The organism is Clostridium frigoris (assembly GCF_018861865.1).
GTDB lineage: Bacteria > Bacillota > Clostridia > Clostridiales > Clostridiaceae > Clostridium_AD > Clostridium_AD frigoris.
In genome coordinates this window covers 126,745-148,844 of the sequence record NZ_JAHLDV010000007.1, presented here as the reverse complement: position 1 = coordinate 148,844, position 22,100 = coordinate 126,745, and the positions used below count along the sequence as shown (strand labels likewise).

Annotated in this window: 22 protein-coding genes; 20 read left to right on the top strand and 2 right to left on the bottom strand. The window is 31.6% G+C overall.

What is annotated here, in order from left to right; all coding sequences use genetic code 11:
- Positions 1–134 precede the first annotated feature (134 nt).
- From rimM to KPL37_RS05775, 5 genes are all read left to right on the top strand, one after another.
- Complete coding sequence (gene rimM, locus KPL37_RS05795) at positions 135–629, top strand: ribosome maturation factor RimM (RefSeq protein ID WP_216146462.1); 495 nt, start codon at positions 135–137, stop codon at positions 627–629.
- Positions 626–1,348: a tRNA (guanosine(37)-N1)-methyltransferase TrmD gene (gene trmD / locus KPL37_RS05790; protein ID WP_216146476.1), complete on the top strand. Its 723-nt coding sequence runs from the start codon at positions 626–628 to the stop codon at positions 1,346–1,348. The genes rimM and trmD overlap by 4 nt, the downstream gene beginning before the upstream one ends.
- 168 nt (positions 1,349–1,516) lie before the next feature.
- Positions 1,517–1,864, top strand: a complete 348-nt coding sequence (gene rplS, locus KPL37_RS05785) for a 50S ribosomal protein L19 (protein ID WP_171296911.1) — start codon at positions 1,517–1,519, stop codon at positions 1,862–1,864.
- Between the two features lie 126 nt (positions 1,865–1,990).
- The gene (gene ylqF, locus KPL37_RS05780; RefSeq protein ID WP_171296996.1) at positions 1,991–2,842 is read left to right on the top strand and encodes a ribosome biogenesis GTPase YlqF; all 852 of its coding nucleotides are present in this window, start codon (positions 1,991–1,993) and stop codon (positions 2,840–2,842) included.
- 132 nt (positions 2,843–2,974) lie between these two features.
- Positions 2,975–3,793: a ribonuclease HII gene (locus KPL37_RS05775; RefSeq protein ID WP_216146461.1), complete on the top strand. Its 819-nt coding sequence runs from the start codon at positions 2,975–2,977 to the stop codon at positions 3,791–3,793.
- Positions 3,794–3,894: 101 nt separating this feature from the next.
- Here KPL37_RS05775 and KPL37_RS05770 read toward each other — a convergent pair whose 3' ends face one another.
- On the bottom strand, positions 3,895–4,263 hold the full coding sequence (locus KPL37_RS05770) for a YraN family protein (RefSeq protein WP_216146460.1): 369 nt from the start codon (positions 4,261–4,263) through the stop codon (positions 3,895–3,897).
- Positions 4,264–4,364: 101 nt separating this feature from the next.
- On the bottom strand, positions 4,365–5,570 hold the full coding sequence (gene gltS / locus KPL37_RS05765) for a sodium/glutamate symporter (protein WP_216146459.1): 1,206 nt from the start codon (positions 5,568–5,570) through the stop codon (positions 4,365–4,367).
- A gap of 616 nt (positions 5,571–6,186) precedes the next feature.
- Here gltS and KPL37_RS05760 point away from each other — a divergent pair.
- From KPL37_RS05760 to uppS, 15 genes are all read left to right on the top strand, one after another.
- The gene (locus tag KPL37_RS05760; protein ID WP_216146458.1) at positions 6,187–6,960 is read left to right on the top strand and encodes a LamB/YcsF family protein; all 774 of its coding nucleotides are present in this window, start codon (positions 6,187–6,189) and stop codon (positions 6,958–6,960) included.
- Between the two features lie 15 nt (positions 6,961–6,975).
- Entirely contained in the window at positions 6,976–8,193 is a 1,218-nt protein-coding gene (locus KPL37_RS05755) for an NRAMP family divalent metal transporter (RefSeq protein WP_216146457.1), read from the top strand.
- A 14-nt stretch (positions 8,194–8,207) separates the two neighbouring features.
- On the top strand, positions 8,208–8,942 hold the full coding sequence (pxpB, locus tag KPL37_RS05750) for a 5-oxoprolinase subunit PxpB (protein ID WP_216146456.1): 735 nt from the start codon (positions 8,208–8,210) through the stop codon (positions 8,940–8,942).
- 4 nt (positions 8,943–8,946) lie between these two features.
- Entirely contained in the window at positions 8,947–9,981 is a 1,035-nt protein-coding gene (locus KPL37_RS05745; protein ID WP_216146455.1) for a 5-oxoprolinase subunit C family protein, read from the top strand.
- A 31-nt stretch (positions 9,982–10,012) separates the two neighbouring features.
- The gene (locus KPL37_RS05740; protein ID WP_246578142.1) at positions 10,013–11,536 is read left to right on the top strand and encodes an oxaloacetate decarboxylase subunit alpha; all 1,524 of its coding nucleotides are present in this window, start codon (positions 10,013–10,015) and stop codon (positions 11,534–11,536) included.
- A gap of 33 nt (positions 11,537–11,569) precedes the next feature.
- Complete coding sequence (locus tag KPL37_RS05735) at positions 11,570–11,710, top strand: hypothetical protein (protein WP_216146454.1); 141 nt, start codon at positions 11,570–11,572, stop codon at positions 11,708–11,710.
- Between the two features lie 311 nt (positions 11,711–12,021).
- A complete protein-coding gene (locus KPL37_RS05730; protein WP_425514027.1) occupies positions 12,022–13,545 on the top strand; it encodes a YifB family Mg chelatase-like AAA ATPase in 1,524 nt (507 codons plus the stop codon).
- Between the two features lie 103 nt (positions 13,546–13,648).
- Positions 13,649–14,731, top strand: a complete 1,083-nt coding sequence (gene dprA / locus KPL37_RS05725) for a DNA-processing protein DprA (protein WP_216146453.1) — start codon at positions 13,649–13,651, stop codon at positions 14,729–14,731.
- A 47-nt stretch (positions 14,732–14,778) separates the two neighbouring features.
- Positions 14,779–16,884, top strand: a complete 2,106-nt coding sequence (topA, locus tag KPL37_RS05720) for a type I DNA topoisomerase (RefSeq protein ID WP_216146452.1) — start codon at positions 14,779–14,781, stop codon at positions 16,882–16,884.
- Between the two features lie 212 nt (positions 16,885–17,096).
- Positions 17,097–17,873, top strand: coding sequence for a GTP-sensing pleiotropic transcriptional regulator CodY (gene codY, locus KPL37_RS05715; RefSeq protein WP_216146469.1), 777 nt, complete (start codon positions 17,097–17,099; stop codon positions 17,871–17,873).
- Between the two features lie 269 nt (positions 17,874–18,142).
- Entirely contained in the window at positions 18,143–18,847 is a 705-nt protein-coding gene (rpsB, locus tag KPL37_RS05710) for a 30S ribosomal protein S2 (RefSeq protein ID WP_216146451.1), read from the top strand.
- A 108-nt stretch (positions 18,848–18,955) separates the two neighbouring features.
- Positions 18,956–19,876, top strand: a complete 921-nt coding sequence (tsf, locus tag KPL37_RS05705; protein WP_216146450.1) for a translation elongation factor Ts — start codon at positions 18,956–18,958, stop codon at positions 19,874–19,876.
- 71 nt (positions 19,877–19,947) lie between these two features.
- Positions 19,948–20,667, top strand: coding sequence for a UMP kinase (gene pyrH / locus KPL37_RS05700; protein WP_216146449.1), 720 nt, complete (start codon positions 19,948–19,950; stop codon positions 20,665–20,667).
- 24 nt (positions 20,668–20,691) lie between these two features.
- Positions 20,692–21,249 carry a ribosome recycling factor gene (frr, locus tag KPL37_RS05695; RefSeq protein WP_216146448.1) on the top strand — a complete coding sequence of 186 codons (558 nt, stop codon included), beginning with the start codon at positions 20,692–20,694 and terminating at the stop codon, positions 21,247–21,249.
- A gap of 81 nt (positions 21,250–21,330) precedes the next feature.
- A complete protein-coding gene (gene uppS, locus KPL37_RS05690) occupies positions 21,331–22,098 on the top strand; it encodes an undecaprenyl pyrophosphate synthase (RefSeq protein WP_216146447.1) in 768 nt (255 codons plus the stop codon).
- The last annotated feature ends 2 nt before the right edge of the window (positions 22,099–22,100 follow it).

Below are 22,100 nucleotides of genomic sequence, written 5' to 3'. Positions count from 1 at the left end.
CAACAATTATACCAAATAGAGGGGGTCATTGTTTTTTGTGCTAAAAACAGCTACAATCCTTGCAATAGCAGGGTTTTAAATAAATAAAACAAAGATAGTGTTAACACTATCTAATATTGAAAGGAGGATTTTAAATGAAAGATTTTATGAGTGTAGGTACGATAGGTAAGACACATGGCTTAAAAGGTGAAGTTAAAGTTTTTTCGTTAACTGATAGTCTCGAAAGATTTAAAAAATTAAAAAATGTGTATATTGATGGTGAAATTAGAAAGGTTGAGGGTTGTAAACTTCAAGCAGATAACGCAATACTTAAGATTGAGGGCATAGATACCATAGAACAAGCAGAAACATATAGAAACAAGTATCTGATGGTTAAGCGAGAAGATGCAGTTAAGTTAACAGAAGGAAGCTACTATGTTGCGGACTTGATTGGCTGTAGTGTCTTCGAGGAAGGATCAGATGAAGAACTAGGTAAGGTATTTGATGTTCTTAATACACCCGGAAATGATGTATATTGGGTTAAAGGAAAGGAAGAATTACTTATTCCAGTACTTAAGAACATTGTAATTAGTGTAGATGTTAATAAGCATATAATAATAATTAAACCTGTAAAAGAATGGCAAGAATGAAAATAGATATATTAACTTTATTCCCTGAAATGTTTGAAATTTTTAATTATAGTATGATTGGAAAAGCAATAGAGAAAAACATAGTTAATATAACATCTTATAATATTCGTGATTACACAATTGACAAACATAAAAAAGTAGATGATTCTCCATATGGTGGTGGAGCTGGTATGGTAATGCAAGTTCAACCGTTAGTTGACTCAATTCGTGATGTTAAATTAAGAAATGCTGGAAAAGTAATATTCCTAGGACCAAGAGGAATTACATTTACCCAAGATGTTGCAAAAGAGTTATGTAAGGAAAAAGAATTAATATTTGTATGTGGTCATTACGAGGGCATTGACGAGAGAACCTATGAGTATATAGATATGGAAATGTCTCTGGGAGATTTTGTTTTGACTGGTGGAGAAATGGCATGTATTCCTATTGTGGATAGCATTTGTAGACTAATTCCAGGAGTATTGTCTTGCGCGCAGAGTTATACAGAAGAATCTTTTTATGATGGAGTACTTGAGTACCCTCATTATACAAGACCGGAATGTTTTGAAGAGAAAAAAGTCCCAGAGGTTTTAATATCTGGACATCATGAAAATATACGAAAGTGGAGAAGACTGCAATCACTCCTAATCACTAAGGAAAAAAGACTAGATTTGTTTCAAAAACTTAAGCTTACAAAAGAAGATAAAAAATTGTTAAGTGATAAATATAAAACAGAATAATAAAGAGTTATTTGAAACTTAAATATTTAGAATATAAGAATAAAAGATATTTTTATGTTGATATATATATATATTTATGATAAAATATAGTTTGTGCTAGTACGGGCGCTCCTCTGCCATAATATAATGAGTACGAACGTCACAATAAAATTTTAGGAGGGAATGCACATGTTAGAAATTATAAGATCAATAGAAGCAGAACAAATCAGAACTGACTTACCAGTATTTAATGTAGGTGATACAATTAAGGTTCACATCAAAATTAGTGAAGGTAACAAAGAGAGAGTCCAAGTTTTCGAAGGAACTGTTCTTAAAAGACAAAATGGCGGTATCAGAGAAACTTTCACAGTGAGAAGAGTAGCATCTGGTGTTGGTGTTGAAAAAACATTCCCAGTTAATTCTCCAGTAATTGAAAAAATTGAAATTGTAAGATTAGGTAAAGTTAGAAGAGCTAAACTATTCTACTTAAGAGATAGAGTTGGTAAATCTGCTAAGGTTAAAGAAAGAATGAGATAAAATGGGGGGGCTGAAAAGTCCCTTTTTACATTTAGATATAATATAACATACATAATGGAAAAGTTATTAATGGATATTACAAAAATAAAAATTTTATAAGACAGGGAGGATTAGATAAATATGGCAATGACCATAAATTGGTTTCCGGGACATATGGCGAAAACTAGAAGACAAATTGGAGAGAGTTTAAAACTTGTCGATGCTGTAATAGAAATTAGAGATGCAAGGATAGTTAAATCAAGTGCAAATCCACAAATCGATGAGATATGTAAAGATAAGCCTAGAGTTATTTTGCTAAATAAGAGTGATTTAGCTGAAGATAAAGTTACTAAACAATGGATAGAAAAACTTACAACGGATACTGTAAAACCACTCGCTGTAAATTGTATTACAGGTCAAGGGTTAAAAAGTATAAAAATCACACTTGATGAGTTATTGAAACAAAAACATGATAGGCAAAGAAAAAAAGGGTTAGTTAATATAGTTACGAGAGTTATGGTAGTGGGTATACCTAATGTTGGTAAATCTTCTTTTATAAACAAACTGGGAAAAAATAACATTACTAAAACTGGAGATAGACCAGGAGTTACTAAAAGCAAGCAATGGGTAAGAACCACATTAGGAATAGAGCTAATGGATACTCCGGGTGTATTATGGCCTAGATTTGAAGATGAGACAGTTGGGCTTAATTTGGCATTTACAGGTGCTGTAAAAGATGAAGTCATAGATATAGAGGAACTAGCACTTAGATTAGTAGAAAGACTTCAAATTAATAATGCACAGCGATTAATGGAAAGATATAAGCTTACAGAAATTATGGAAAATCCTTTAGATAACTTAGATAATATAGCTAAAAAAAGGGGAGCTGTGATTTCAGGGGGCAATATTGACTATAACAGAGTAGCAGTTATGCTTTTGGATGAATTTAGAGGTGGTAAATTAGGACCTATATCTCTAGAGAGAGTAAAGGAAGATTAGGTTTATACATATATGGTATTACAAGCAAATACTGCTTGAAAGTATAAAGGCATCTTAAAAAATTAGCTAAGTGTTCTAATGTTTTTAAGATGTCAAATTTAAGATATCTGCTAATTATAAAGGAGAAATGTTATGAAAATTAATTTTGATTTTTCAAGCATGAAATATAAAGAAATAAAAGAATATATTTTAAGTATAGAAGATATTGAAAACGTTTTCGAGACTGGAGAAAATGGAAGCATATTAGAAAAACTTTTACAAGATAAGAGAAAAACTGTTCAAAAACTAGGGATTAAAATGTCTAAAATATTAGAGTCAAAAGAAAAAGAAATTCAAAGGGTAAGAAAAATGTATGACTTTGATCGAAGTTTTGGAGACTTTAGATATGTAGCTGGGGTAGATGAAGTTGGTCGTGGACCTTTAGCTGGACCAATAGTTGCGGCTGCAGTATTATTCGATTCAAAAATAATTGAAGATAAAGATTTGATATTAAGAGCTAATGATTCTAAAAAATTATCGATAGCTTGTAGAAAAGAACTGTCTATTATTATTAAAGAAAGGGCATTAGCTTACACGATTACGGCTATTGACAATAAGCAAATTGATGAAAAAGGAATTGCTTGGTGCAATAATCAAGTGTTTTTAGAATCATGGGCTGGGCTTACTACTAAACCGGACTTAGTTTTATCTGATGGATATAAAATAAAAAATTATCCTGGTTTAAATGAATTTGTAATTAAGGGTGATACGTTAAGTATAAGTATAGCCTGTGCTTCTATAATTGCAAAGGTATATAGAGACGAATTAATGGTAGAATACCATGAAAAGTATCCTAATTATGGATTTGATAGAAATGTTGGTTACGGTACCCAGGAACATGTACTTGCAATAAAAAAGGATGGAATAACTCCAATACATAGAAAAAGTTTTTTAACAAAAATTTTAGAATGAATTAATGAAAAATTTGCAAATGCACCTTAAATCATCTCCTACGGAGCTGCAACAGCTTCGAAGAAGATGAATTTATAAATTTCATTTATTTATACTAAAAATTATAATTGGAAAGCATCTTCAATATGATTAACAAAAAAATCATTATTATCGATATTTAGCAATACTTCAATAACATCAAATCTAAAATTCCAGTCAATAATATTTTTCTTTAAGATATAAACCTGAGCTGTTTTATAAATTTTATGCTGCTTATAAGTAGTAACTGACTCTGCTGGTATCCCAAATTTTATTCCATATCTAGTTTTCACCTCGATAAAGCAAATATAATCTTTATGTATTGCTATTAGATCTATTTCACCACATTTGCATCTAAAGTTTTTGTCTATTACTTTGTAACCTAAATTCTTTAAAAAAGTTTCCGCTATTTCTTCACCAAATGTTCCAATATCTTTATTAAAAGTTTTCATGAAAAACATCCTTCCTTAATAATCAATAATTAACAATAACTATAAGCATATTAATATTAAAATAAAAAGGATAAAAAATCAATACTTTTTTTGGAAGTTATTTATTTTGAAAGAAGATTAATAAACGTTGTAATGACACCTGCGTTACAGAAATCTATAAATAAACTGCCAACTAATGGTACAATAAAAAATGCTTTTGGAGAAATACCATATTTTGTTGTTATAGCTCCCATGTTTGCCATTGCATTTGGGGTAGCACCCATAGCAAATCCACAGTTACCAGAAACAATTACTGCTGCATCATAATCTCTTCCCATAACATTGAAGGTTACAAAATAGCAAAACAATCCTGTAAGAATTGATTGGGCGAGTAACATTACTATTAGAGGTAATGCTAAGGCTGATAATTGCCATAATTTTAAGCCCATTAATGCCATAGTTAAGAATAAGGATAATGAAACTTCTCCTATTATATCAATTTCTTCTGAGTGAACGTTATATGCATTTGTACAATCCGATATATTTCTTAGAATTGCAGCTGCAAACATAGCCCCAATATATGATGGGAAAGTCATACCTGTTTCTTCTAAAACAATTGATATGATTGTACCTAGTCCCATAGCTAACAAAATCTGAGTTGCTGCGCCCATGAAATTATCATGACGAAGTGGTTTTTCATGACTTTCTTCAGTTTCAACCATTTGATCATTTGTATGTGAATTCATTTTCAAAGGGTATGAAAGATTATTTTTTTCTATTAATCTTTTTCCTATAGGTCCACCAATGATGCTTCCCATAACTAAACCAAATGTAGCTGATGCAAGTGCCACAGTGGTTGCACCAATGGCGCCAGCTTTCTCAAATATTGGACCAAATGCACCTGCAGTTCCATGACCACCTACCATAGGAACAGAAGCGGTAGAAAGGCCAATAAGTGGATTTAAGCCAAAGATTTTAGCAAGTGTGACACCCGTAATATCTTGAAGAATACACAATATTACAGATATGCCTAAAAATATCAAGACCCCTTTTCCACCTTTTTTTAGTAACTTAAGGCTTGCGGTAAGTCCGATAGTTGTAAAGAACACTGTCATAAATAAATTTTGAAGTGTTATATCCATATCAAAAATTAACAGGTTACTTACCTTTAGTAGTAAAGTAATTATTGCAAAAATTAATCCTCCAATCACTGGTGCAGGAATACAGTACTTATTTAAAAAAACCAGCTTATTTTTGATTTGTTGTCCTATAAATAGAACAACAACAGCAAGGGATGCTGCTTGAACCATGTCTAATTTTAAAGCCATTTTTATTACCTCCTAGTATAATGTGGTTGTAAGTATTGGTAATAAATAAGCCATAATAACTACTAATGCCATAACTAAAATCTTATTTAATGTTTTAAACTCATAATTTAGTTTTAATTAATATTATCCTAATTAAGCAAATAAAAAATTGGAGAAGGGTTTTCTACAAAGACTGTGTTAAATGGAATTCACAGCCATGTATCTTCTAACTCTTTTCCAATTAATTTTGGTTAAGAAGTTTGTTACATTAATTTATAAAGGTGCTTATTGTTAATTGTAACAAACATAAACAAATTATGAAAGTGAAAAATGATAGAAAATGTAAGGTGAGAAAGTTCAAACGTGTCGTTAAAGTAGGTACTACTGGGAAATACAATTTTATAAAAGAACAATATTTTTTTAACATATGAGAAAAATGAAATTCAATTTGTGTTAAAAGTCATAATCAGACTGTTAAAATTTATATATATACGGTATACTTATAAAAAAATAAGATGATTTTATTATTAATTTTTATTACATATTTTAAAATTGTAATCAGTATAACAATTGGGTAATTTTAATTATTTAGAGTTTCTATGTTATTAAGGAAACGACACAAAGGAGAATAAACAACATGAGTAAAATAATTGATTTAAATAGTGATGTAGGAGAAAGTTTTGGTGATTACAAGATTGGGTTTGATAAAGAAGTTCTTAAATATGTATCATCAGCTAATATTGCTTGTGGATGGCATGCAGGTGACCCTATGGTTATGGGAGATACTGTGAAGGCAGCTTTAAAAAACAATGTAGGTATTGGAGCACACCCTGGATTTTTAGATGTTATGGGTTTTGGAAGAAGAAATATGACAGTAACTCCGGGCGAGATGAAGCAGTATACCATATATCAGCTTGGGGCTTTGTACGGTTTTGTAAAAGCGGCAGGCGTTAAAATGCAACATGTAAAGCCTCATGGAGCAATGTATAATATGGCAGCTAAGGATAGTAAATTAGCCCAGGCTATTATAGAAGGAATATGGGAAGTAGATAAGGAGTTGATAGTTCTTGGATCTTCAGGAAGCGAAATGATAAAGGCAGCAAAGGAAAAAGGGTTAAAGGCTGCAAATGAAGTTTTTGCAGACCGGGCATATAATGTTGATGGAACGCTTGTTGCAAGAGGCCTTCCTGGTGCAATGATACTAGACACAGATATAGCCATTTCGAGAGTGATTAGAATGGTGACAGAGGGAAAAGTAACAGCAATAAGCGGTGAAGATGTGGACATAAAGGCGGATTCAATATGTGTTCATGGAGACAATCCAGAGGCAGTTGATTTTGTAAGGCTTATTAAAGAAGAACTATCGAGAGCTAAGGTAGAAATAAAACCACTTAGTCAATTTATAAAATAGGAGGAAAGTTTATTTATGAGTGACAATTTAAACACAAAAGTTAAAAAGAAAAGTAATGTGGGGGTACTGATTGGGGCAGCATTTATTATGGCTACATCTGCCATAGGACCAGGATTTCTGACTCAAACTGCGGTATTTACAGAGTCACTTAAAGCTAACCTTGGATTTGTTATACTTCTTGTAATTATTGTAGACCTTATAGCACAGCTCAATATATGGCAGGTTATTGGTGTATCGGGGCTCAGGGCTCAAGATATTGCAAACAAGATGGTACCTGGTCTTGGTATTTTTCTAGCAGTGCTTATAACAATTGGGGGATTTGCATTTTGTATAGGAAATATTTCAGGTGCAGCCCTTGGTCTTAATGTATTATTTGGGCTCAACACAAAAATAGGTGCTATTATTAGTTGCGGTATAGGTATTGTACTGTTTAGTTCGAAAGAAGCTGGAAAAGCAATGGACATTTTTGCAAAGGTACTCGGTGTTGGGACATTGTTACTTGTAGCATATGTGGCATTTAGAACTCATCCTCCAGTTGGAGAGATGATTCTACGGACGTTTGTACCAACAAAGGTTACATTCTTACCATTGTTAACTCTTGTCGGTGGAACAGTAGGTGGATATATATGTTTTTCAGGAGGACACAGACTAATAGATGCTGGCATTACTGGAGAGGAACATGTGAAAGAAATAACTAAAAGTTCAGTACTTGCTATATCATTAGCTTCACTTATGAGGATACTTCTTTTTGCTGCAATTCTTGGAGTTGTAGTAAACATTGGCAAGCCACTTGGCACTGTAAATCCTGCAGCGGAAGCATTTAGACTTGGAGCAGGTAATCTGGGTTATAAGTTGTTTGGAGTTATACTCTTTTCGGCGGGGTTAACCGCAATGGTTGGGTCATCTTATACAACATTATCATTTTTAAAAACACTTGCACCGTTTTTTGACAAATATACTTCAAAATGTACAATAGGATTTATTACTATATGTACAGTGGTGTTCCTAATAATAGGTAAGCCTGTAAAGTTACTTGTGCTGGCAGGTTCATTGAATGGTTTGATTCTTCCAATTTCACTTGGGATAATACTCATTGCATCCACTAGAAAAAACATTGTAGGTGATCACTATAAGCATTCAAAGTTGCTCATGTATTTGGGTTATATTGTTGTAATATTAGCAGTTGTTGCAGGTTATATGTCATTGGGTGGAATAGCTGAGTTATTTAAGTAGGAGGTATAAGCAGTATGTACAAAGAAGTTAAGTTTTTAATTGCTGGAGATAGTGCTTTAGTAATAGAATTTGGAGATAAAATTGAAGAGCAGGTCAACAAAAAAATTAGAAGCCTTACGCTAGCAATGGAGAGAGCAGAGATTGTAGGAATAAACGAGATTATTCCTACATATAGGTCACTTATGGTAATTTATGATCCTGTGATAATGGGATTAGATAATCTTACAAGTATTATAAAATCCATTATATCAAAGATGCATGAATTGAAACTTCCAGATGCTAAAGTTATAGAAGTGCCAACACTTTATGGTGGAGAGTATGGCCCTGATATTGAGTTTGTTGCAAAGCATAATAAAATATCGGTACATGAAGTGATAAAAATTCACACAAGTGTGGAGTATTTAATTTATATGATTGGATTTACACCTGGGTTTCCATACCTTGGAGGCATGAGTGACAAAATAGAGGCGCCTAGGCTTCAGAATCCAAGAACTAAAATACCTGTTGGAAGTGTAGGGATTGCAGGTAAACAGACGGGAATATATCCTGTAGAAAGTCCTGGAGGGTGGCAATTAATTGGTAGGACTCCTGTAAAACTGTATGATCCATACAGAAAAGAGCCTGTACTATTAAATGCGGGCGATTATATAAGATTTGTACAGATAGATGAGAATGAATACAAAAATATTGAGGATTTAGAGAGAGCAGGAAAATATAAAGTAATTATAAGAGAGAAGTTAAGAAGGTGAGTATATGACAATAATGAAAATATTAAAGCCAGGTATGTATACTACAATTCAGGACATCGGTAGGTATAATTATCAAAAATCAGGTATGTCTGTTTCCGGTGCAATGGATCAGTTTTCTCTAAGAGTGGCTAATATTCTTGTTGGGAATAAGGATAGCGAGGCATGTTTAGAAGCTACTCTTTTCGGATTGAAAATAAAATTTCATGGTGATGCTTTGATTGCAGTTACAGGAGGCAATCTTATGCCAATGATAAATAATAAGGCTATAGATATGTGGTCTGGAATTAAGGTGTTAGATGGTGATGAACTTTCCTTTGGAACTGCTAAAAGCGGGTGTAGGAGTTACATAGCAATCGAGCATGGCATAGATGTGCCAGAGGTTATGGGTAGCAAGTCTACATATGTGAAGGGTAAAGTAGGAGGCTTTCAGGGAAGGATGCTGAAGGCTGGCGACGAAATTAAGATTGGAAGCGCAAGTGAAAATGATTTTACTAGTATCAAAAAGCTTCCAATTGATTTAATACCAATGTATAGCAAAGATAATATTGTAAGAGTTGTAATGGGTCCTCAGGATGATTATTTTACGGCAGAGGGAATAAATACATTTTTTGATTGTGAGTATCAAGTGACAAGTGAGGCTGATAGAATGGGATATCGATTATCTGGGTCTAAAATTTCCCACAAAATAGGCGCGGATATTATATCCGATGGAATAACCATGGGTTCGGTGCAGATTCCAGGAGATGGTGCTCCTATAATTATGATGGCTGATAGACAAACTACGGGCGGATACACAAAAATTGCTACAATAATAACTCCTGATATAAACATAATAGGGCAGTTAAAGCCTGGTGACAGTGTAAGGTTTAAGTTAATAGATATTGAGGAAGCTCATAAAATATATAGAAAATATATGAATGATTTTGATTTAATAAGAGAAGGTGCGGCAAATGTAGGATGCGACGCAGTAACTGGTGAAAAGTTTAAGGTAAGGGTAAATAACAAGGAATATGTAGTAATCGTACAAGAAATTAAATAATTAAGAAAAACGAACTCTTAGGAGGGACACAATGGTGAATCCAATTAGAATAACTGAGACAGTACTTAGGGATGGTCAGCAATCATTAATTGCTACGAGATTAAAAACAGAAGAAATATTACCAATTTTAGAAAAAATGGATAAGGTCGGGTATTACTCAATGGAGGTATGGGGAGGGGCAACTTTCGATTCATGTCTCCGTGTTCTTAATGAAGACCCTTGGGAAAGACTAAGAGAAATTCGTAAGAAAGTTAAAAACACTAAGCTCCAAATGATGCTCAGAGGTCAAAATCTTCTAGGGTATAAGCATTATGCAGACGATGTAGTTGAGGCATTTATTAACAAATCTATAGAAAATGGTATAGATATAATAAGAGTATTTGATGCATTAAATGACACAAGAAATATGGAAACTTCAATTAGAGTTATTAAAGAAGGCGGAGCTCACTGCCAATGTGCTATATGTTATACAACTAGCCCAGTGCATACTTTAGATTATTATGTTGAATTATCAATAAAACTCGAGGAGTTAGGGGCGCATTCAATTTGTATTAATGATATGGCTGGTGTATTAACACCATATTCAGCTTTTGAATTGGTGAAAAAATTAAAAGCAGCTGTAAAAATACCATTATGTTTACATGCTCATTGTACTAGCGGAATAGCTTCTATGACATATTTAAAAGCTGTTGAAGCAGGAGTAGATATTATTGACACTGCAATTTCTCCATTTTCAGAGGGTGCATCACAACCGCCTACAGAATCGATGGTTCTTACTTTAAAAGAGAGTCTACGTGATCCTAAATTAGATATTAATTTATTAGGTGAAATAGCAGATTATTTTAGACCTATAAAAGATAAATACAGAGAAAATGGAATGCTAAATCCAAAAGTTATGAATGTAGAGCCTAGAATTATTACATATCAGGTTCCGGGAGGAATGTTATCGAACCTTTTATTGGAGCTTAAGGAACAGGGAGTTGAATCTAGATATAAAGAAGTTCTTACCGAGATACCTAGAGTGAGAAAAGATTTAGGATTTCCACCTTTAATTACGCCTATTATTCAAATGGTAGGAACTCAAGCAATATTTAATATACTATCTGGCGTCCGATATAAAATAATTCCAAAAGAATTAAAAGATTATGTTAAAGGACTTTATGGAAGGCCATCAACACCTATAAAAGATGAAATAAAGACAAAAATTATAGGAGACATGAAAATTATAACTCAAAGACCAGCAGACTTATTAGAGCCTGAGATGAACAAATATGAAAATGAAATTGGAGATTTGGCTACTACTTATGAAGATGTGTTATCGTATGCTTTATTTCCACGAAGTTCAAAAAAATTTTTTGAGGACAGGTTAGGAGATAATATAAACAATTGTATTTGTGATAGTTATAAAAAAATAATTACAAAGTGTGAGATGCAAGAAATAAATGAAATAGATGAAGAAGAGAGAACAATAGTAGCACTTGTAGCATCGGCTATGGCAGCGCGGGACAATCCTAATTTGGAGTTTAGGATATCAAAAATCAAAAGAATAAAATGATGAGTATAATTTACCTATGAAGGGGGTAATAACATGAAAAAATATGTGATAACACTAAATGATAAAGTGTATGAAGTAGAAATAGAAGAAGTAATAGAATTAGCTAGGGAAGAGAAGAAAACCATAACACAAAACAGCAATAGTATTTCTACAGATGATTTAGGTGCCTTTTAGGATCATATATTTTGTGCGAAAAGGAAAATCGGTAAAAACAAAAATGATGCACCCAGGGAGACTCGGACTGCTATCTGTAATGTAGACAGGTAAAATAATAAAACTGACTTAAACGGCTAAAGCCCTAAATTTAATTGGGCTTTAGCCGTTTGATTTTTTATTAACTTAAGGTTTGCGGTAAGGCAATAGTTGTAAATAATATAATGAACTTATGAAGTGAAAAATAAATTTTATATAAAGTTATTTTCTTTATAATTATGTCAATAATTATGTAATATGAACTAGGAAATAATAAAGGTAAGGGTGATAATGTGGAAATACAAATTATGTCTGCTGCATTTACAGGAATTAAAGGCGTTATAGTTACAGTCGAAATTGATATAACTCGTGGATTACCAGCTTTAAATATCGTTGGACTTGCAGATATATCTGTTAAAGAGTCAAAAGAACGAGTGCGCTCGGCAATACTAAATTCAGGATTTGACTTCCCAGTTAGCAGAATAACTATAAATTTAGCACCAGCTGATTTGAAAAAGGAAGGATCGCTATTTGATTTACCAATAGCAATAGGTATTCTTCTTGCAACTAAACAAATAAATGTTAATGATATTAACGATTATCTTTTTATTGGAGAATTATCTTTATCAGGTAAATTAAAGAAGGTTCGTGGAGCGTTACCTGTAATTATGGAAGGAATAGAAAATAAAATTGAAAAGTTTATAGTCCCGACGCACAATGCAAGAGAATGTAGTCTTGTTAAATCTGCAAAGATATTTCCTTTGGATGATTTAAAGCAAGTAGTAAACTTTTTGAATTATAAGGATTTAATGCCTTATGAGAGAGGCAAAGATTTAGAAATACTAATTAATGAAGAGTTAGATTATGAAGATGTAATGGGGCAAGAAAGTTCAAAACGTGCTATTGAGGTAGCTGCTGCTGGAGGACATAATTTACTTATGTATGGACCGCCAGGCTCTGGTAAATCAATGATGGCCAAAAGGATTTCTAGTATACTACCATCTTTAAGTCAAGAGGAATCACTCGAGGTTACAAAAATCTATAGTGTTTCCGGTAAGCTTTGTGATAATGAAGGAATTGTGTTGCAACGTCCGTTTAGAAGTCCTCATCATACTATATCACGGATTGCTTTAGTTGGCGGTGGAAATAAGATAATACCTGGAGAAATTTCTTTAGCTCACAGGGGGGTGTTATTTCTAGATGAAGTATTAGAATTTAAAAAGAATGTATTAGAAGTATTAAGGCAACCTTTAGAGGAGAGGAAAATTACTATTTCAAGAGTTAATGGGACTATAGAATATCCATCAAATTTTATGTTTGTAAGCGCATTAAATCCTTGTCCTTGCGGATACTATGGATCTTATGTGCGGCAGTGTAGTTGTAGCGAATATGAAAGAAAAAGGTATTTGAGTAAACTTAGTGGTCCATTACTAGATAGAATTGATATATTTACGGCAGTTAATTTTTTGCCTTATAATAAAATAATTAGTGGAAAATGTAGCGAAAAATCTAATGTTATTAAAAAAAGGGTTATAGAGGCAAGAAATATTCAAGAAAAACGTTTTAGTACAGAAGAAATTCACTGCAACGCAGAAATGAACCAAAAATTAATTAAAAAATATTGCCATATAGATAAAAAAGCAAGTAAAATTCTTGAATTAATGTATAATAAATTTGCGCTAAGCACAAGAGCATATTCTAGAATCATTAAAGTATCTAGAACTATAGCAGATCTAGATGGAAGTGAAAACATTTTAGATAAACATATTATTGAGGCAGTGCAATATAGAAAATTTATTGATGAGCGGATAGTTTAACGACCCAGAAGACGATTTGATTATTAATATAAGTTGATATAAAAAATAGTTGATATAAAAAGTAGTTGATATAAAAAATATATACAGGAGGTATAGAAAAAGGATGAATGACTACGACATATGGTTTTCTTTAGTTAAATTATCCCCCAAAATAAAACTAAAATTAATAAATGATTTCAATAATACACAGCAAATATGGTATTATGGTGTACATAATAAAAAAACAGAATATTTCAATAATACTTTAATTAATGTCTTAACATGCGCTTGGAACGATAAAGAAATTGATAATGTGCGAAGAAATTTAGAAACTAATGAAATAAAATCAATACAATACTACGAAGATGAGTATCCTCAAAAATTAAAAAATTACGATGATGCGCCATATACATTATTTTACAAAGGAAACATAATGCCATTAAACGAAGGATTTAACATTTCTGTAGTGGGATCTAGAAAGTATTCCAATTACGGTAAGGATGTTACTAAAATTATATGTTCAGATTTATGCGCAAGTAAAGTTAATATTATTAGTGGCATGGCGAAAGGGATTGACACGTTTGCTCACGTGAGTTGTTTAGAAAATGATGGATACACTTGTGCAGTTTTAGGAGCAGGACTTGATGTAATATATCCTAAAGAAAACTCTAAATTGTTTAATGAAATAGTTCAAAAGGGTGCTGTTATATCGGAATTTTTACCAGGAACGCCACCATACGCTTATAATTTTCCTCAAAGAAATAGAATTATAAGTGCTCTTGGTGACATTATCATTGTAATAGAGGCAGGTGAGAAAAGTGGATCTTTAATTACTGCAAATTTGGCGCTTGAACAAGGTAAAGATGTCATGGCTGTGCCAGGGTCTATATTCTCATTTGAAAGTAAAGGAACAAATAAGTTAATTAAAGATGGAGCATTCCCTCTTACATCAAGTAACGATATATTTGATTTACTTGGAATAGAGATTGAAACTAAAAAAAACACCACTGTAAGAGCTTTAAACAGTAAGCTTAATGAAAAAATATATAGCATTATAAGCGATAGTCCATTACATATTAATGACATTATTAAAATAACTAGCATTGACATAAAACAATTATATGAGGTATTATTTGAAATGCAGATTAAAAATGAAGTATTATGTCTATCAGGAAACTATTATGTAAGAGTAAATGACAAAATATAAGTAAATATAAGTAAATTATATTAAAATACATTGATGGAGGGGATAAGATGGGACAAAAACTTGTTATAGTTGAATCACCAGCAAAAGCTAAAACTATAAAAAAATATTTAGGCAGTAGTTATGTAGTAGAAGCGTCTATGGGACATGTTAGAGATTTACCTAAAAGCCAATTGGGTGTTGATATCGACAACAATTATGAACCTAAATATATAACTATTCGTGGTAAAGGTGAACTTTTATCTAAACTAAGAAAAGCAGCTAAAAAAAGCGATAAAATTTATTTGGCAACAGATCCTGATAGAGAAGGTGAGGCTATTGCGTGGCATTTAGCAAAAGCATTAAAAATAGATGAAAAGGATAAGTGTAGGATAGAATTTAATGAGATAACAAAAACGGCTGTTAAAAATGCTATAAAATCTCCAAGAGTAATAAATGCAACACTTGTGGATGCTCAACAAGCAAGACGTATACTAGATAGACTAGTTGGATATGAGATTAGTCCTATACTTTGGAGAAAAGTTAAATGGGGATTAAGTGCAGGAAGGGTTCAATCAGTTACCCTTAAAATAATTTGTGATAGACAAAAAGAAATAGAAAAATTTATAACTAAAGAGTATTGGACTATAGAATGTGAGTTATATAAAGAAGGAGATCCTCAAAAGTTAAGTGTTAAATTAACTTCAAAAGGGGGAGAAAAACTTGAAATAAATTCTAAGGAAGAAAGTGAAAAGGTTATTAATAACCTTAATGAAAAAGAATTTATTGTACGTAAAATAAAAAGATCATCTAAAAGTAAAAATCCACTACCACCATTTATAACGAGTACACTTCAGCAAGATGGTTATAGGAAACTTAACTTTGCAACCAAAAGAACTATGTCTATTGCTCAACAACTATATGAAGGTATGGAGATAGAGGGACATGGAACAGTAGGGTTAATTACATATATGAGGACCGATTCTACAAGAATTGCACAGGAAGCTCAACAAAGTGCAAAAGACTTTATTTGTAGTAAATATGGAGAAAAATACTACCCAAGCACACCAAGAATATTTAAAAGTAAAAAAAACATACAGGATGGTCATGAAGCTATTAGACCATCTAATATTGAAATAACACCAGAAGTTGCGAAAAAAACACTTAAAGCTCCACAATACAAATTATATACATTGATTTGGAATAGATTTGTAGCAAGTCAAATGGAAACATGTTTACTTGATACTGTATCTATAGATATAGAAAATGGGGATTATAGTCTTAAAGCATCTGGATCTAAAGTATCTTTTGATGGGTTTAGAAAAATTTATGGTGAAGAGTTAGAAGAAGAAGAAAATACTTTAAAGTTTCCAGAACTTAATAAAGAAGATATTTTATTTAGTAAAAATACTGAAGGAAAACAACATTTTACTTTGCCACCTGCAAAATTTTCTGAGGCATCTCTTGTAAAAACTTTAGAGGAAAATGGTATAGGAAGACCTAGTACTTACGCTCCGATTATTTCGACGCTTCTTAACAGAAAATATGTTGAAAAAGTTAATAAGGCTTTAGAAGTAACTGAAATTGGGAACATTGTAAATAATATTTTAAGCGAATACTTTAAACAGATAGTGGATATAGAGTTTACAGCACAAATGGAAAATAATTTAGACTATATCGAAGAGGGACAAGAAAAATGGCAAAATATAGTTAATAACTTTTTTACACCACTTAAAGAAGACATTGAAATTGCAGAAAAAGAAATAGCTAAAATTACAATTGAAGATGAAGTCACAGAAGTAGAATGTGATAAATGTGGAAAGTTCATGGTAATAAAACATGGAAGATTTGGTGATTTTTTAGCATGTCCTGGTTATCCGGAGTGTAAGAATACAAAAGCGATTACTAAGGAACTAGATGTTCCTTGTCCTAAGTGCGGTGGAACAATTTTAGAAAGAAGAAGTAAAAAAGGAACTAAATTTTTCGGTTGTAGCAATTATCCTAAATGTGATTTTGTAAGTTGGCATGAACCAACTGATATCAAATGCCCAGAATGTGGAACATATATGGTAAAACGATATAGCAAAACTAAAAGTGATTATATGGAATGTTCAAATGCAGAATGTAAACATAAGGAATATAAAGAAGAAGAAAATAATGAAGAAAAGAAAAATTAGGATAACAAGTTAGAGGTGAATTTATATTTATAAATAAAATGTCGAAATATATATTAATACTGTTGATATAGCATGAAGGTTGTGATAGTATTATAAACGGAACGATTCTAAAGATTTAAAATATTTTGAATTATACTTATTCTAAAGTAAATTGACTTTATGAATTCGTTTAAATAATAGAGGTTGTGTTTTATAACAAAATGAGGAGGAATATTGTGTCATTATTAGATAAAACGAGAATGTTGAATAAAATATTGCAAAAATCAGGAACAGAACCAGTGGTTTTTGATGATATATGTAATTTATTAAGCGATGTATTGCAATGTAATGTATATATTATTAGTCGAAGAGGAAAAATATTAGGTTATGATTTATCAAGTGGGTTTGAATGTGAAATTGTAAAAGATGAAATTATAAAAAATATGAGGTTTCCTGAGGATTACAATAATAGATTACTTAACATTAATGAAACTAAAGCTAATCTCACAAATAAAAACATCTGTGTATTCCAAGATGATAAGGAATGTGCAATAGAAAATAAGATGTCAACTATAGTGCCAATAAACGGTAATAGAGAAAGATTAGGCACTCTTTTACTTTCAAGATTTGATAAAAAATTTACAGACGATGATTTAGTGTTAGTTGAATATAGTGCTACAATAGTTGGCCTTGAAATTTTAAGGGCTAAAAATGATTTGATAGAAGAAGAAGCAAGAAAAAAAGCGGTAGTACAACTTGCTATCGGAACGTTATCTTATTCAGAACTTGAAGCAGTACAACATATATTTAATGAATTAGATGGTAGTGAAGGGTTACTCGTAGCGTCTAGAATAGCAGACAAGGTTGGAATAACTAGATCTGTTATAGTCAATGCGTTAAGAAAATTTGAAAGTGCAGGAGTGATAGAATCAAGATCACTTGGAATGAAGGGTACACATATTAAAATATTAAATGAGAAATTAATGGATGAATTAAAAAAAATAAAATAGTTTAAGGCAGAACATTTTTGTTCTGCCTTAAAAAAATTCAATTAATAAAGTATAAAAATGTATTAAATGAGAATATTAATAAGTAGAATATGTTTCTAAACCAATAAAAGATTTAATTATATTAAAGATTTTTATTGAATACATTATTAGCTTATGTTATACTACAAAAGTGAGAAAATACACACATTACTTAATTATTAAAGGGTGCCAATAGTTGGTCTTTAATAAGATGACGGTAATGGAGGTAAAAACCAAGGAGGTTATTATTAATGGCAGTTATATCAATGAAACAATTATTAGAAGCAGGTGTACATTTTGGACATCAAACAAGAAGATGGAATCCTAAAATGGCTCCATACATATTTACAGAAAGAAATGGAATATATATCATCGATTTACAGAAAACAGTTAGAAAAATAGATGAGGCATATGATTTCATTAAATCAGTATCTGAAGAAGGTAAGGATGTTCTATTTGTAGGTACAAAAAAACAAGCTCAAGAAGCTATTAAATTTGAATCTGTAAGAGCAGGAATGCATTTTGTAAACAATAGATGGTTAGGTGGAATGTTAACTAACTTTAAAACAATCAAAACAAGGATAGCAAGATTAGAAACATTATATAAGATGGAAGAAGACGGAACATTTGAAGTTCTTCCTAAAAAAGAAGTTAGTCATCTTTTAAATGAAAGAGAAAAACTAGAAAAAAATCTAGGCGGAATTAGAAGCATGGATGCAAATAAAATTGGAGCTTTATTCGTTGTAGATCCAAGAAAAGAAAAGAATGCTATTTCTGAAGCTAAAATTCTTGGAATCCCTGTAGTTGCAATAGTCGATACAAACTGTGATCCAGATGAAGTTGATTATGTAATTCCTGGTAATGATGATGCTATAAGAGCAGTTAAATTAATAACTGAAAGATTAGCTGATGCTATTCTAGAAGGAAGACAAGGCGAACAATTAACTGAAGAATAGTAATTATATTTATCTAATAAAATAATTATTGGTGTAATAGTGAGGGGTAGGTGGGAGTTAATTCTTTCATTTACCTTTTAAATTAGATAGGAATAGGAGGAAATAATAATGGTTACTGCAAGCATGGTCAAAGAATTAAGAGAAAAAACTGGAGCAGGAATGATGGATTGCAAAAGAGCTCTAAGTGAAACAGATGGTGATATAGAAAAAGCAATTGAACTTTTAAGAGAAAAAGGGTTGGCAGCAGCTGCAAAGAAATCTGGTAGAATAGCTGCAGAAGGATTGGTATGTACATATATTTCAGAAGATATGAAAGTTGGAGCAGTAGTTGAAGTTAACTGTGAAACAGACTTTGTTGCTATTAATAATGAATTTGTTACTTTAGCAAATAATACAGCAAAACAAGCAGCACAAACTAATTCAACGACTATCGAGGAATTCATTTCTGAAAAATGTATATCTGATGAGACAATTACGATTAAAGATTCAGTTACAGCTTTAATAGCAAAATTAGGCGAAAATATGTCTGTAAGACGATTTCAAAAATTTTCTATTGAAAACGGTGTTGTTCAAAGCTATATTCATGGTGGTGGAAGAATAGGAGTCTTAGTGGAACTTGCATGCGAAAAGCAAGATGATGTGCTAATTAAGATTGCTAAAGATATTGCAATGCAAATTGCAGCTGCTAGTCCTTTGTTTTTAGATAATACATGTGTTGATAAAGACACTTTAGAAAAAGAAAAAGAAATATATAGGGTTCAGGCAATAAACGAAGGAAAACCAGAAAAAATTGTAGAAAAAATGGTTATGGGTAGAGTGAATAAATATTTTAAAGAAGTTTGTTTGCTTGAACAAATTTGGGTTAAGAATGCTGACTATACTATTACTAAATATCTTAAAGAAGAATCAAAAAAACTTGGTGCTGAGATAACGGTAACAAGATTTGTAAGATTTGAAAGAGGAGAAGGTATAGAAAAGAAAGAAGAAAATTTTGCTGAGGAAGTTCAAAGACAAGTGCAAGGTAAATAGAAATTAAAGGGAACACGAAGTGTTCTCTTTTTTAAAATAGGTAATATTTTAAATCAGGAGGTACAATGTTTATGGAGGTTGCTAAATACAAAAGAATTATGTTGAAAATTTCAGGAGAAGCTTTAGCTGGTGATACAGGATTTGGAATAGATTTTGAATTCACAAATGTTATAGCACTTCAAATAAAAGAACTAGTTAAGCTAGGTGTTGAAATAGGGATAGTTGTTGGAGCTGGGAATATATGGCGTGGTAGAAGCGGAGATGGTATGGACAGAACTACTGCAGATTACATGGGAATGATGGCAACTTGTATTAATGCATTAGCACTTCAAGATTCTTTGGAAAATATAGGCGTAAATACTAGAGTGCAAACTGCAATTGAGATGAAGGCAGTAGCAGAACCATTTATAAGAAGAAAAGCTATGAGGCATTTGGAAAAAGGAAGAGTTGTTATATTTGCAGCAGGGACTGGTAATCCATATTTTTCAACGGATACAGCAGCAGCACTTAGAGCAGCTGAAATAGAAGCTGAAGTAATACTTCTTGCTAAAAAGGTTGATGGAGTATACGATAAAGATCCACATATATATGATGATGCAAAAAAATTCGATCAACTTAGTTATATTAATGTTCTTGAAAAAGGACTTCAAGTTATGGATTCTACAGCTACGTCATTATGTATGGACAACAATATACCTATACTAGTTTTTGGACTTGATAAACCAGAAAACATAAAAAAAGCAGTCTTAGGTGAAAAAATTGGGACTTTAGTATCTGCTTGTGCTAAATGACCATTATAAAATGGAGGGAATTCTATGATTAAAGAAATTATTAGTATTGCTGATGAAAAAATGAACAAGACTATTGCAGCTTTAAAACATGAACTTTCAAGTATGAAGGCAGGAAGAGCAAATTCTGCAATGCTCGATAGGATTCATGTTGAATGTTATGGTAGTCTTATGCCATTAAGTCAAATTGCAAATATATCAGCACCAGAAGCAAGAGTATTATTAATTCAGCCATGGGATAAATCTTCTATGAAAGATATCGAAAGAGCTATATTGAAATCTGATTTGGGATTAAATCCATCAAATGATGGTATATCAATTAGATTAATAATTCCTGAACTTACGGAAGAAACAAGAAAAAATTTACTGAAGAATATTAAGAAAACTGGAGAAGAAGGTAAAGTAGCTATAAGATCCATAAGACGAGATGCTAATGATAAAATTAAGGCATTGAAAAAAAATAGCGAAATTTCTGAAGATGAAGTTAAAAAATCAGAAGATATCATCCAAAAGGAAACAGATAAATTTATTAAAGAAGTAGATAAAATAATTGATACTAAAGAAAAACAAATAATGTCAGTTTAGTTTATAATTTTAAATAGAACCTGCATTTATGCAGGTTCTATTTAAAATTATACTATAACTAGTAAAAAGGAGAGAATTTTATTGAAAAATTTATTCGCTTTCTTAAAAAAGAATAGAGAAATAACGAATGAACCTGACTTAGATATGACTAAAATACCTAAGCATATTGCAATTATAATGGATGGTAATGGTAGATGGGCTAAAGAACGTAATTTGCCTAGAGCACTTGGACACAAGGCTGGTGTAGAAGCAATTAGGAAAATTGTAAAGGAATGTGACAGATTAGGAGTTGAATATTTAACATTATATGCATTTTCAACTGAGAATTGGAATAGACCTGTAAAAGAAATTGATTCTTTAATGAAGTTATTAGTGGATTACTTGAAAAAAGAATTTGAAGAATTAAACGCTAATGATGTTGTTATTAATTCTATTGGTAACATATCAAAATTGCCTTTGATATGTAGAGAAGAATTAAAATATGCTTATGAAAAAACAAAAGATAATAAGGGACTAATTTTAAATCTTGCATTAAATTATGGAGGAAGAAGTGAAATAGTAGATGCTGTAAAAGAGATTTCAGCAGATTTAATTAATAAAAAGATATCTAAGGATCAAATAAATGAAGATTTATTTTCAAAATATATGTATACAAGCAAAATGCCAGATCCGGATTTGATAATAAGGCCAAGCGGTGAGTTAAGATTAAGTAATTTCCTGCTGTGGCAGAGTGCATACTCTGAACTTTGGTTTTCAGACATTAATTGGCCGGATTTTCATGAGAAAGAGTTACAAAGTGCAATAGAAGATTATCAAAAAAGAGATAGAAGATTTGGAAAGGTTAAATAGGG